General features: G+C 60.2%; 8 protein-coding genes. 5 read left to right on the forward strand and 3 right to left on the reverse strand.

The genetic code is table 11. The features are described 5' to 3' along the window. Positions 1 to 44 precede the first annotated feature (44 nt). From GIR22_RS09545 to GIR22_RS09555, 3 genes are all read left to right on the forward strand, one after another. Positions 45 to 7,349, forward strand: coding sequence for an amino acid adenylation domain-containing protein (locus GIR22_RS09545; protein WP_154743092.1), 7,305 nt, complete (start codon positions 45 to 47; stop codon positions 7,347 to 7,349). A gap of 87 nt (positions 7,350 to 7,436) precedes the next feature. Next, a complete protein-coding gene (locus GIR22_RS09550) occupies positions 7,437 to 8,597 on the forward strand; it encodes an FAD-dependent monooxygenase (protein ID WP_154743093.1) in 1,161 nt (386 codons plus the stop codon). 103 nt (positions 8,598 to 8,700) lie between these two features. Then, the gene (locus GIR22_RS09555) at positions 8,701 to 9,630 is read left to right on the forward strand and encodes an alpha/beta fold hydrolase (protein ID WP_154743122.1); all 930 of its coding nucleotides are present in this window, start codon (positions 8,701 to 8,703) and stop codon (positions 9,628 to 9,630) included. Positions 9,631 to 9,707: 77 nt separating this feature from the next. Here the strand turns inward: GIR22_RS09555 and pssA are convergent, their stop codons facing one another. Then, positions 9,708 to 11,051: a CDP-diacylglycerol--serine O-phosphatidyltransferase gene (gene pssA, locus GIR22_RS09560; protein ID WP_154743094.1), complete on the reverse strand. Its 1,344-nt coding sequence runs from the start codon at positions 11,049 to 11,051 to the stop codon at positions 9,708 to 9,710. 122 nt (positions 11,052 to 11,173) lie between these two features. Between pssA and GIR22_RS09565 the strand changes: the two genes are divergently transcribed. Both GIR22_RS09565 and GIR22_RS09570 read left to right on the forward strand, forming a co-directional pair. After that, positions 11,174 to 11,737 (forward strand): TetR/AcrR family transcriptional regulator, encoded by a 564-nt coding sequence (locus GIR22_RS09565; protein ID WP_154743095.1) that lies wholly within the window; start codon positions 11,174 to 11,176, stop codon positions 11,735 to 11,737. Between the two features lie 48 nt (positions 11,738 to 11,785). After that, a complete protein-coding gene (locus tag GIR22_RS09570) occupies positions 11,786 to 12,265 on the forward strand; it encodes a nuclear transport factor 2 family protein (RefSeq protein ID WP_154743096.1) in 480 nt (159 codons plus the stop codon). Positions 12,266 to 12,505: 240 nt separating this feature from the next. Here GIR22_RS09570 and GIR22_RS09575 read toward each other — a convergent pair whose 3' ends face one another. Together GIR22_RS09575 and GIR22_RS09580 are read right to left on the reverse strand one after the other, a co-directional pair. Next, positions 12,506 to 13,666 (reverse strand): PQQ-dependent sugar dehydrogenase, encoded by a 1,161-nt coding sequence (locus tag GIR22_RS09575; RefSeq protein ID WP_154743097.1) that lies wholly within the window; start codon positions 13,664 to 13,666, stop codon positions 12,506 to 12,508. A 46-nt stretch (positions 13,667 to 13,712) separates the two neighbouring features. Beyond that, positions 13,713 to 14,030 carry a hypothetical protein gene (locus tag GIR22_RS09580; protein ID WP_154743098.1) on the reverse strand — a complete coding sequence of 106 codons (318 nt, stop codon included), beginning with the start codon at positions 14,028 to 14,030 and terminating at the stop codon, positions 13,713 to 13,715. Between the last annotated feature and the right edge of the window lie 64 nt (positions 14,031 to 14,094).

The raw sequence follows: 14,094 nt of genomic DNA on the forward strand, positions 1-14,094 counted from the left end.
TCATTCGTTTCAGCGGGCCAGCGGATTGGCCCACGGAGAACACCATGGCTCAGGCCACCCCCGCTTCGAGTACAGAACACGTGCTTTACCCTCTTACCGCCCCGCAACTGGATATCTGGTTGGACCAGGTACTGCATGGTGATAGCCCGCTTTACAACATCGGCGGCTATGCGCGCATCAATGGCCCGGTCGATGCCTCAAGGCTGCAGCAAGCGATCAACCAGGTAGCCGGCCGCTACGACGCGCTACGCATCCAACTGGTACCCGGCTCGCCTGATCATCCGCTGCCGCGGCAACGGTTCCTCGGGTCGGTCAGCACGCCGCTGGTCTTGCACGACGTATCAGCTCACGACGATCCGCAGGCCAGCGCACTGGCCTTGCTCCAGGAAAAACTGCAAACCCCGTTTTCCTTTGAAAGCGGGTTGCTGTTGCGAACCGACCTGCTCAAGGTTCGGCAAGACCTCTACTACTTTTTCGTCAATTGTCATCACCTGATCATCGACGGCTGGTCCTTCGCCATGATCGGCCGGGCCTTCAGCCAGGCCTATACCGCACTGCATGACCAGACGGAAAGCGAGGTAACGGCGCCGACCTATCAAGCGTATATCGAGCAACAAAGCACCGCCAAAGACTCGGCCGCCTTCCAGCGCCAACGCCAGTACTGGCTGGATAAATACCGTACGCTACCCCAGCCCCTGCTCGCGCCCCGCCATCAAGACCGATGGGAGCCACGCCTGACACCCAGCCAGAATCATGCCTGGCGCTTGCCCCGTGCGCTTTACAATCGTCTCGGCGAACAGGCGAAAGCGTCCGGCCAGGGAACTGTATTCCACGTAATGCTGGCGGTGCTATACAGCTACTTTGCACGGGCCGAGCAACGCGACGAGATTGTGATCGGCCTGCCCATCCTCAACCGCGCCAATGCCGCACACAAGGCCACGATGGGGTTGTTCGTCGGCATGAGCCCTGTGCGCCTAAGCCTGGGCACCGACCTGCGCTTTGGGGAACTGGTGGGCAAGATTGCCGTGACCCTCAAGCAGGACTATCGCTATCAACGCTTTCCGTTGAGTGAACTGAACCGTGAACTGGGGTTGCAGAACCTGGATCGGCGACAGTTGTTCGACCTGGTGGTGTCCTACGAACAGGATCAGGACACCTGGTACGGCCCGGCACCTGCGCAGCCCGTCAAACTCAGCAACGGCTATGAACAGATGCCACTGGCGATGCACATTCGTGAGTCCGCGCCGGACGACGATGTGTGGATGCATTTCATCTATAACGAGGCCTATTTCGAAGAAACGCAGATCGCGACGTTGCAACAGCGCTTCATGAACATTGTGCAGTGCGTGGCGGATGATTTCGACGTACCGGTCAACACTCTTGACCTGATGCCACCCACGGAGCGCCTGGTGTTGCGTGAACGCAATCGCACCGAAGTCGACTACCCCAGGGATGTGCTGCTCCATCAATTGATCGAGGCCCAGGCCGCTGCCCGCCCCGAAGCGATCGCCGTGCGCTTCGAGGATCAGGCGCTGACCTATGACCAACTGAACCGACAGGCCAACCAATTGGCCCATACCCTGCTGGAAACGGGTCTTGACCCGGACGCTCGGGTCGCCATCTGCGTGGAGCGCAGCCTGGAGATGGTGGTAGGCCTGCTGGGTATTCTCAAGGCGGGCGCCGCCTACGTGCCCCTGGACCCGGGTTATCCCGCAGACCGGTTGAGCCACATGCTGAGCGACAGTGCGCCAAGCGCGCTGATCACCACCCGTGGATTATTGACGCACCTGCCCGCCGTAACGATGCCCGTGTTGTGCCTGGACACCGACCATGAACGCTTGCGCCAACAACCGGAGCACAACCCGAACGCCACTGCGCTGGGGCTGACACCCCAACACCTGGCCTATGTGATTTACACCTCCGGTTCCACCGGCCTGCCTAAGGGGGTCATGAACCAACATGACGGGGTGGTGAATCGATTGCTCTGGGCTCGTGATGCTTATGGGGTCGATGAACACAGTCGCGTCCTGCAAAAAACCCCGTTCAGTTTCGATGTGTCTGTCTGGGAATTTTTCCTGCCGTTGCTAAGTGGCGCGCAACTGGTCATCGCCGCCCCCGACGGGCATAAGAACCCTCGCTACTTGATGGACATCATGGCAAGCGCCGGCATCACCCTGCTGCATTTCGTCCCGTCGATGTTGCAGGTCTTCCTCGACGAGGTCGAGCCACAGCGCTTACCAGCCCTGAAACAGGTCCTGTGCAGTGGCGAAGCGCTGCCCCATGCCTTGCAGAAGCGCTTTTTCGAACACTTGCCGAGGGTGCAGTTGCACAACCTCTATGGCCCCACCGAAGCGGCTATTGACGTGACAGCGTGGCATTGCCGGCCCGACTTGCACGAAGGCATCGTACCGATCGGCCAGCCGATCGCGAATATCCAGATGCATATCCTCGACGCGAACTTGCAACTGTTGCCACCTGGAGTCGTCGGCGAGCTTCACATCGGTGGCATAGGTGTCGCGCGAGGCTACCTGAACCGCCCCGAACTGACGGCCGAACGATTTATCGACGACCCGTTCCAGGCCTCCCCCCAGGCTCGCCTGTACAAGACAGGCGATCTGGGGCGCTGGCTGCCCGATGGCAGCATCGAATACCTGGGACGCAACGATTTCCAGGTAAAAATCCGCGGCCTGCGTATCGAACTTGGCGAGATCGAAGCGCGTCTGCTCGCCTGCAAAGGTGTCAAGGACGTGGTCGTGATCGCTCGCCAGGAAGCCGAAGGTGATGCATACCTCAGCGCCTATTTGGTGAGCGAACCCGGATGCGTGCTTTCACCGCAAGCGCTGCGGGAAGCTTTGCACCAGCAAGTACCTGACTACATGATACCCAGGCACCTGATTCAGCTTGAGCAGTTCCCGTTGAATGTGAACGGCAAGCTGGACCGCAAGGCCTTGCCCGAGCCCATGCAAACCTCGGGCAGTACCGATGCGACAGCGCCACGCACCGCGTTGGAACAGGCGCTGGCCGAACTCTGGCAGGACAACCTGAAACGCACTGCACTGGGCGTCCACGACAACTACTTCATGCTGGGCGGCGACTCCATGAAGGTCATTCACTTGCAGATCAAGGCTCGTGAACAAGGGATTGCGCTGACGCTGGCGCAGATTTACCAGCATCCGACCATCGCTCAACTGGCCCAGCGTCTTCAGACGCAAGACGCCTCACCAACGGGGCTGCAGCCCTTGGCACACATGGCGCCTTTCGCCCAGGTGCCACAAGAGATCCGCTTGGCCAGCGCGGGCCTGTTCGATGACGTGTTTGCGGCTTCGCAGTTGCAAGTCGGGATGATCTATCACTCGATGATGCACCCGGACTCGGCGATCTATCACGACATCTTCCGCTACCGCCTGCGCCTGCGTTGGGATGCGGTGGCCTGGGACCGGGCCTGCAGCACATTGATCCGGCGTCACCCGGCCCTGCGCATGTCGTTCGACATCGGCCACGCCGAAGTCCCCATGGCCCGGGTGCACTCGAGGGTCGAGTCTCCCGTAAAAGTCATCGATGTCGTCTCACTGAGCCCCGAGGCACGTACCCAGGCCATTTCCACCTATGTAGAGGAACGCAAGCGCTACCGCGAAGACTGGCATCAAGCGCCGCTGTATCAGTTTTGCGTGTTCGTCGCGGCAGATGAGATCGACCTGGTTTTCAGCTTCCATCATGCGATTCTCGACGGGTGGAGCGTTGCCACCTTGATGCGCGACCTGATCACCCTCTACACCGCGACGCCGGGGGCTGACGCACTGCCCGTCCTGACTACCACGCCGGCCGACTTCGTGGCCCTGGAACAGGAAGCCATCACAGCAGATACGCATCGCCAGTTCTGGAGCGAGTACCTGCGCGACGCACCCGCCGCCTCCATGACCAGTTGGGTCCATGTAGTTGCCCCGGACCCAACGCCGCACCGCTCGGCCTACCGAGAAATACCCGCAGTGGATCTGGCCCGGCTCGAAGCGTTCTGCCGTGCCAGGGACCTGCCGTTGCGCGCTGTCTTGCTGACGGCCCACGGTTTTGCGCAAGCCATCATGTCCAATCAAAAGGAAGTGCTGTGTGGCGTCATCAGCCATGGTCGGCCAGAGTTCGAAGATGCCGCCTCGGTCCTGGGGCTGTTCCTCAATACCCTGCCCGTGCGCTTCAGCACCCAGGGCCAGAGTTGGCTTGAGGTGGTCCGGGCCTCGATTGCCCAGGAACAACAGGTGTTCGCTCATCGGCGCTACCCATTTGCACTGATTCACCGCGAAACCGACGTGGACTTGAACGTGGTGTTCAATTACGTCGATTTTTATGTGCTCAAAGACATGGTGGCACAAGGCGAAGAAGTCCTCACTGACTGGGAGACAACGGAAGCGAGCAACTATGACTTGCTGACCACGATAGGCCGTCATCCTGGCAACGGCTCACTGATGTTGAAGATGGACTACCGCACTGCGCGGGTCGCCACCAGCCAGGTCGATGCCTATGCCGATTACTTGCTGCGCACGCTGGAATTGATGATGGCCGCGCCCGACGCCAAGCCCTGCATACCGGCCTGGTCACCGACTTTCGAGCAGGCCACGCCAACCTCGGCCGCAGCATTGCCTCATGGCAATCTGTCGAGCTTGTTGCTGGACAGTTTCGTCCGCCATGACGAACGGACCGCCGTGGGTCTTGACCAGGCCCGCCTGTCATACCGCCAACTGAGCAACGCCAGTGCACAACTGGTGAGCTGGCTGCACCAGCACGGTATCGGCCAGGGAGATCGGGTTGCAATCATGATGCCCCGCTCGCCTGACCTGATCATTGCCCTGCTCGGTGTCATACAGGCCGGCGCCGCGTATGTACCGATTGACCTGAGCTACCCGGATGACCGCATCCGGCTGATTCTCGAAGATTCACAACCGTGCCTCGTATTATTCGCCGACGCGTCTGCGAACCTGGCGACGACACTGGCAGGCGAGGCAGACAAGCGTCACTGGGACAGCGTGGTCGCCGGGTTCGATGGCAATCTGGCGCACAGTCACGACCTGGTTGCATCCATCGCGACCAACATTGAGGGTGAAGATAACGCTTACGTGCTCTATACGTCGGGCTCCACGGGCCGTCCCAAGGGCGTAGCAATGCCGCACCGTGCGTTGACCAATATGATCCTTTGGCAGAACCGCCGGCAGGCGCAAGACGCCTGCCCGGCCGAATCGCTGAAGACGCTGCAATATTCGCCCATTTCGTTCGACGTATCGTTCCAGGAGATTCTCTCGACCCTGTCTTGCGGCGCAGAGCTGGTGATGATTGATGAAGCGCTGCGCTATGACTTCATCCGGTTATTGAAATTCATCTGCGCGCAGGAGGTGAATCGCCTGTTCCTGCCCTACGTTGCCTTCCAGGGCCTGGCCGAAGTTGCCATGCAGCTGGGGATCCGTCCCGTATCGTTGCGCCAGGTCAACGTGGCCGGTGAGCAGCTGAAAATCACGGGCGAAATCCGTGGCCTGATTGATGGCCTCGACGATTGCCGGGTCGAAAACCACTACGGCCCCACCGAGGCCCATGTGGTCACGAGCCTGAAGCTTGAAGGCGCCACGGCGACCTGGCCGAGCATGCCGCCGATCGGCAGACCCATCGACGGGGTACGCATGCATGTCCTGGATGCGGCGGGTAACGCATGTCCGGTCGGGGTGATGGGTGACCTGTTCATCGAAGGTGCATGCCTGGCCAACGGTTACTGGAGTCGACCCGACCTGACCGACGAACGCTTTATCTATCGGCAGCTGGAGGGCGAGACTCGGCGATTGTATGAAACTGGAGACATCGGGTTCTACCTGCCCTGGGGCGACCTCGTCTATCAGGGCCGTAGCGACGCACAAGTCAAAATCCGCGGTTATCGCATCGAGCTGGGCGAGATTGAAGTGGCCATTCATGGCTCTGCCCGGTTCGGAGCTGATATCCAGCAGGTGGCGGTCATCGACAAGCCTGCAAGCGATGGCAGTCGTTATCTGGTGGGCTTCATCCAGGCTATGCCGGGGCGCACGCCGGACCTGGATCAACTCAAGGCCGAAATGCGCCTGGCGCTGCCCGACTACATGGTGCCGAACACGCTGGTGAGCATTGCGCAACTGCCGCTGGGCCCCACCGGCAAGATCGACCGTCAGCGCTTGCAGAAGGTAGAGGTTCAAAACACCTTGCTGCGCGCCTTTACCGCGCCCAGAAATGCCAGGGAAGACCTGCTGCAAGCCTATTGGCAAGAAACCCTGGGTCTGGAAGACATCAGCGTCCATGACAACTTCTTCGAGCTCGGTGGCAACTCGCTCAAGGCGGTGCAACTGGTTGCCATGCTGGCCAGGCATCAGGGCCTGGAGCCGTCATTGTCAGACTTCATCCAGGCCCCGACCATCGCCGAATTCGCCCAGGTGTTGCAACAGACCGAAACCGGACACCCTGACACCGGCGCGCTGGTGGATTTCAAAAACGCCACGGGCAAGCCGACCCTGTTCCTGGTGCATCCCATCGGAGGGCACGTGCTGTGCTATGCGGCTCTGGCGCGAGTCCTCAAGCACCAGGTGCATCTTTATGCACTGCAAGCACCGGGAACATGGGATGCCCGTGAGCCATTGCAATCGGTGCAAACCCAGGCGGTGTATTACGCAGATGCCATTGAACAGGTCGCGCCTGAAGGCCCGTTGAATATTGGTGGCTGGTCTTATGGCGGCGTCGTGGCGTATGAGCTGGCGAGCGAGTTGCAGCGGCGCGGGCGGAGTCTGCACAACGTGTTTCTACTCGACACCATCGTGCGCGTCAGGCAGGGCGAGGTGCAGATCGAACGCACCGAGTTCATGAATTGGTTCATGTGGGAATTGCTCAGCGGCGACGGTCAAAAGGAATACGACTACCAGGCCCTGGATTTCTCTTCCATGAGCGACTCACACGCCTTCGAGGCGATCAGGCAGCATGGCATTGACCAGGGCATGTTCGACGAAACCATCACCCTGGCGACACTGGATCAATTGTTCCGAGTCTTCCATGCCAACTGGCAGGGGCTGCTGGACTACCGCTTCCCGCCACTGGACTTGCCTATCACGCTGTTCGCCGCGGATGTGGAGCTGCCCGATGTGCTGCAAGCCCCGCATGAACTGGTGGGTACCGCATTTCGCGATCCGTACCGCGGGTGGCGCTCGATTGCTCCCCAAGTACAGCGAGTCGCCGTGGAAGGCGACCATTTGACCATGATGCGCGAGCCTCATATCGAAGGGGTGGGCGAATTCATCAAGTTACGCATAGACGCGACCCGGGCCAGGAGCGCTGGTTCCAGGGCGGCACTCGCCTAACCGCTACCGACGGCAACGGAGCAGGACTGACAGCTCCGCTTGACTTAAATGCCCGGTAGATTCGGGCTTGATACAGGTGAAAACAGCATGACAGAACCCAGGAAAGCCATCGTGGTGGGCGCCGGTATCGGAGGACTGACCGCGGCCATTGCGCTGCAGCGTGCGGGCTGGCAGGTCAAGGTTTTCGAGGCGGCCCAGACGCTGCGTACCGGCGGCACCGGCTTGTCCGTCATGGCCAATGCCATGGCGGCGCTGCACTCGATCGATGCCCATGTTCCGGTAGAACAGGCAGGCCAGGTGATCCGACAGTTTTTTTTCAAGAAACACAATGGAGGCCCCATCACCAGCATGCCCATCCATGAGATCGGCGAGCAGTTGGGTCACCCGAGTGTGAATATCCAGCGCCCCTTGCTGCTGCGTGCTCTGGCGCAGCAGCTCACACCCGACACCCTGACAACCGGTTTGCGCTGCGTGGGTTACGCCAATCACCCGGATGGCGTGGCGGTACACTTCGAAGATGGCAGTACCCACGAAGCTGAGCTGCTGGTTGGCGCAGACGGCCTTAACTCGGTGATCCGCCAGCAGATGCTGGGCGAGACGCCAACACGGCCATCGGGTTATATCGCCTGGCTGGCGGTAACGCCCTTCAGCCATCCGGTGATGACCGAAGGCTATGTGGCGCATTATTGGGGCCGCGGCAAGCGCTTTGGGCTCTGCGATGTGGGGGACGGCCAGGCGTATTGGTGGGGGACCTGCAACCACGAAAACGCAGCAGACGCCGCCTTGAACATCAGCAAACAGGAAGTGCTCGACGCGTACGTCGGCTGGGCACCGGAGGTCATCGCGGCCATCGAGGCCACCCCCGAAAGTGCCCTATTGAAGATGCATGCCCGGGATCGCCAGCCCGTAGAGCAGTTCTGTGACGGGCACGTGGCGCTGCTGGGGGACGCGGCTCATCCCATGCTGCCCAGCCTGGGCCAGGGTGCGGCGCAGGCCATTGAAGATGCCGTGGTGCTGGCCGAACGCCTGGCGCAAACGCCGGACCTGCGCACCGCGCTGGCGGACTACCAGGCGCATCGACACCCACGGGCTAATGGGATCGTCAATTCCGCGCGCTTCATGAGTGGCATCGAACAGGCCGAGTCGACATTCGCCTGCTGGTTTCGAGACTGGTATATGCGCCTGACGCCCCAGAGCAGCCTGCGCAAAAAGAACATCGACATCCTGTCGTTCAAGCCCAGTGCATAAGCCATCGCGATGTTTCCGGGCTTCAGCCTCACTTGTCACTGCCTGACAGGCAGGACGATCACATTCTTCCGTGCCCCATGGAGGGCAAGATATGCTGGTGTTCATGCTGGTGGTGTTGATAGTGCTTGCTGTGTTTATCGCCTGGGGCTGGTTGACGTATCCGGGCATCGGCCATGTCCTGTACGACCTGATCATGGCGTTGGAGGCACGCCTCTACCGGTTGCGAAAAATCACCGTGCCCATCAGCGAGATGACCGTGTCGACCTGGCAAGGTGGGCCGTGCGAACCGTCCGGCAGCATCCTGATGCTGCACGGCTACAGCGGCGACAAGGAACTCTGGCTGCGCGTTGCCCGGCACTTTGTCGGTGACTACCGGGTAGTGGTCATCGACCTGCCCGGCCATGGCGAAACCGGCTTCAAGGCCGGCAGTGGCTATGACATCCCAACCCAGGCCCGGCGGGTGATCGAGCTGCTCGACGCCTGTGGCCTGGACAAGGTCCATGTGATCGGCAACTCCATGGGCGGTTACCTCGCAGCATGGCTGGCGGCCACTTCTCCTGAGCGCGTGCTGAGCCTGGCGCTACTCGCTCCGTCCGGGGTCAGTTCCCCCCAGCCCAGCGACATGGACCGCCAACTGGCCGCCGGCCATAACCCGTCCCTCGTGCACTCACGCAAGGATTTCATCTCGTTCTACGCAATGACCATGGCCTCGCCGCCCTGGGTGCCGGGCGTGGTGATGGCGGCCTTGGGCGAGCGTTATGTACAGCGCCGGGAAGAACTGGCGCAGATTTTCGCCGACTTTAGCGCTAGCCCACCGATGGAACCGCGCCTGGCCGACATCCGCGCCCCGTCGCTGCTGCTCTGGGGTCGCCAGGACCGGGTGATCGATGTCAGTAGCGTGCCAGTATGGAGCAAGGGCATCGCGGATTTGAGGGTGGAAACCTGGGACGGGGTCGGTCACCTGCCTATGGTTGAAAAACCGGCGGAAACCGCAGCGTTGTATCACGAGTTTCTCAAGAAACTGGGCCAATGAGTGGCTTGTGACAAGGGATAAGCAGCGTGGGGGCGCGCCACTCTAGTGAGAATGGCGCGCTGAAACTCCTGTGCTGTTTACAAGATCCGGTACAGCAAGCGTTCGATCCTCACGCGGCTGACCCGCCGAAGGAACTTGCCCACGGCAGGCGGGTATCCAAGCAGGGTGTCCAGTTGCTGGTAGCCCTCTATTCGCGAGGTGTGCCGAAAGATGCTGGCCAGCTCGGTACGTCGCGGCTCCAGCCACTCCCCCTTGGGATCATCGATCAGCAAGGCATTTTCCAGGTCCAGGCGAAACGCCCGAGGGTTGAGGTTGTTACCTGTGAGCAAGGTGTAGCGCTGGTCGACCCACATGCCCTTGAGGTGATAAGTGTTGTCGCCATCGCGCCACAGGTGCAGGTTCAACTGCCCGCTGTCGATCATCGGCTGGTGACGTTTGGCAAAGCGGCGCAGGCTGATTTCGTACAGATATGGCAGCGCGGCGATCACCTTGAAGGGCTCGCTGGGCGGAATATAGAAGTCGTTGGCGGTCTTGTCGCCGACGACTACGTCGATCTTCACGCCTCGGGCCAGGGCTCGGTTGATTTCCCGTGTGACTGGCAACGGCAGGTTGAAATAGGGGGTGCAGAGGGTCAATTGATGTTGGGCACTGGCGATCAATTCACAGATAGCGCGGCTCAGGGGGTTGTTCTTGCCGACGCCCAGCAGCGGGCTGACTGACAGGCCAGGGTTGGCCACGCTACCGGCGTTGGTGTCATAGGCTGCATGTTTCAGGCGGCTGCGCAGGTCGCCAATGTCATTGCGCAAGCTGCGGGTGCTGGGCAGATCGGGCAGGTCCAGGCGGTGCACGGCCTTGGAGGTCACCAGCCCATGTTCGACCAGATGCTGCATCGAGTCGGCCAGTGGCTTGTTGTGGATCAGGTGGTAACGGTCGAAGCGGTACTTGTCGAACTTGTGCAGATAAACATTGTTAAGGCTGGCGCCGCTGTACAGCACGCTGTCATCAATCACGAAGCCCTTGAGGTGCAGCACGCCAAACAGTTCGCGGGTTTGCACCGGTACGCCGTACACCGGCACTTTGCTGTCGTGGGATTGGGTCATGGCCTGGTACCAGGCGCTGTTACCCGGCTGCTTGCCGGCGCCGATCAGGCCACGCTGGGCCCGCAGCCAGTCGACCACCACCACGATATCCAGTTCGGGCCGAGCGGCCTTGGCCGCGTGCAAAGCGTCATAGATCTCTTGCCCGGCCTCGTCCTGTTGCAGGTACAGCGCGATGATGTAGATACGCCGGGTAGCCTGGAAAATTTGTTCCAGCAAGCAACGGCGAAACTCAGCGGCGCCGCACAGCACGTCGATGGCGTCGGGGGTGACAGGGAAGCCGCGCAGCTTGGGCAACAGGGAACGCTTGAAGAACGACGGCATGGGGCTCGCAATGGGTCTAATCCGAAGAGTCCGAGAGCTTACACCATGGATGCTCTCAGGTCTTGTTGCTGGAAAGCAATAGCACATTGACCAAGAAGAACGATCGTTCTACTGTATGCGTCATGAACGATATGACAAGCAATGAAACCCGCGACATCATCCTGGATGTTACCGAAAAGCTGATCTACAAAAGTGGCATCGCCGCCACTGGCATGGATCTGCTGGTGAAAACGGCGGGCGTCTCCAGAAAGAGTGTTTACCGTTACTTCGCCAACAAGGACGAGTTGGTGCTTGCCGCCCTGCAGCGCCGCGATGAACGCTGGCTGCAGTGGCTACGCCATGAAGTGGAGCGCAGCGAAACCACCGGCGAGCGCCTGTTGGCGCTATTCAGTGCACTCAAGGCCTGGTTCGGTTCCAGCGACTTTCGTGGCTGCGCATTCATCAATACCAGCGGTGAGACCGGCAACCCGCAAGACCCGGTGCGCCTGCTGGCCAAGGCCCATAAACAGAAACTGTTCGAGTACGTCCGCGAACTGTGTCAAGCACATGGCACCCCCGACCCGGACCAACAGGCCGCGCAACTGCTGATCCTGATCGATGGTGCTATTACTGTTGCCCTGGTCATGGGCGATTCAACGTCTGCCGATAATGCGCAATGCATGGCGCGAATGTTATTGGAATGTTGAACCCGCGACCTCGTGCAGCGTCCATCTGAGTTGTTCAGGAGTTGTTCTATGTCATCCAACGCTGAAGTACGCCCTCCTCTGCCACCGTTTACCCGTGAGTCGGCCCTTGAAAAGATTCGTCTGGCCGAAGACGGCTGGAATTCCCGGGACCCGCAGCGGGTATCCCTGGCCTACACCCTGAATACGAAATGGCGCAATCGCGCGGAATTCGCCAATAACCGTGAAGAAGCCAAAGGGTTCCTGACTCGCAAGTGGGCCAAGGAGTTGGATTATCGGCTGATCAAGGAGTTGTGGGCCTTTACCGACAACCGTATTGCCGTGCGTTATGCCTACGAATGGCACGACGATTCCGGCAATTGGTTCCGCTCCTACGGCAATGAAAACTGGGAGTTTGACCAGGACGGCCTGATGTCCAATCGCTACGCCTGCATCAACGACATGCCGATCAAGAAAAGCGAGCGCAAGTTCCACTGGCCGCTGGGGCGGCGGCCAGATGATCACCCGGGACTTTCTGAATTGGGACTATAGGCCCGAGGTTGCAATAAGCGCCGCAGGACCTTCAACAATTCCAAAACCCAGGCGACTGCTGCGCAGCCGATCGCAGGCTGCGCCAGCGGCTACAAATGATCAGTGATCAGCTCGATCCCTGTAGCCGCTGACGAGGCACGAGGCTGCGATAAGGGCCGAAGGACCTTCAACAATTTCAAAACCCAGGCGACTGCTGCGCAGCCGATCGCAGGCTGCGCCAGCGGCTACACGCTACAGCGGCTACTCCTGACTCAAGCCAACCCGATACAACACGCCATTGTCCTCATCCGTCAACACGTACAGAAATCCATCCGGCCCCTGTCGCACATCGCGAATTCGCGCCTTCAACTCGCCTAGCAGGCGCTCTTCGTGGATCACCTTGTCCCCGTCGAACTGCAGGCGGATCAGCTCCTGGCTAACCAGTGCCCCGATAAACAGGTTGTGCTGCCAGGCCTTGAAGCGGTCGGCATCGTAGAACGCCATGCCGCTGATACCCGGTGATTTCTCCCAGACATGGTGAGGTTGTACGGTTCCTTCTGCAGTCTTACCCTTGGCCTCGGGAATCGGGGTCAGGGAATAATTGATGCCATGGGTCGCCAACGGCCAGCCATAGTTTTTCCCTCGCTCAATGATGTTGACCTCATCACCGCCCCGAGGACCGTGTTCGTTTTCCCACAGCGTGCCGCTCCACGGGTTCAGCGCCGCACCTTGGGGGTTGCGCTGGCCATAGGACCAAATCTCGGGCCGGGCGCCCTCCTGGCCAACAAAGGGGTTGTCTTGCGGCACGCGGCCATCCGGAAAGATTCGTACGACCTTGCCTTGCAGTTTGTCCAGGTCCTGGGCAGTCGGGCGGTCGTTGTTTTCCCCAAGGGTCACAAACAGATAACCATCACGGTCAAACACCAACCGCGAACCAAAGTGATTACTGGTGGAGAGCTTGGGCTCCTGGCGCAGGATTACCTGGAAGTCCTTCAAGCCACTCAAGTCATCGGTCAAGCGCCCTCGCCCCACGGCGGTGCCGGCAGTGCCCCCCTTGCCGCCCCCTTCGGCGTAAGACAGGTAGACCAGCCGGTCCTGCTTGAAGTCCGGCGAGAGCACCACATCCAGCAAACCACCCTGCCCCTTGGCCCAGACTTGCGGCACGCCGCTCAACGGGCTCGACAGTTTGCCCTCGGGGCTGACAAACCGCAGGTTGCCAGGCCGCTCAGTGACCAGGAAACCTTGCTTGTCCGGCAGAAAAGCCAGCGCCCAGGGATGATCCAGGCCTTCGACAATCGGGGTGACGGTCACACTGCCTTGTTCACTGGGGAACTGTTGAGCATCGCCAGCAGAAACAGGCATCGCCAGGGGCAGCAATACGCTGGCGCAGAAGGTCGCTAGAAGGGTTTTGCGTAAAAACATACCGTGGATTTCCTTGTTCTCATCACGCACTCAATCGCCGCAGCCCTCAAGGCTGGCGATTACCATTGGCGTCGCGGGTGGGGGCTTGCGGTTGAATCGCAGGCGGCGTCGGTGATGCATCACGCTGCGGGTAACGGTTACCGATCCCGCCATTTTCCAGGGTCGGCGGGCGGGGTACCGGGGCGATTTGAGGGCCACGAGCGTTTGGCGTATTGGGTTGGGTGCCCTGCATGCTGTTGGGATTGGCCCGATGAATAGGGCTGTTATAGGGATTGTTGTTGCCGGGCAGGTTTTGCGCCTGCACCCACGAAGTAAGTGCCAGACCCAACGCCAGCACTGCAAGATTGCGCATACAGGTGTTCATGACAAAGCCTCTGTGTGGCGAGTGATATCTCTTTCGATAACACGCTACGCCAGGGGTTCGCCTT

The organism is Pseudomonas karstica, from assembly GCF_009707515.1.
GTDB lineage: Bacteria > Pseudomonadota > Gammaproteobacteria > Pseudomonadales > Pseudomonadaceae > Aquipseudomonas > Aquipseudomonas karstica.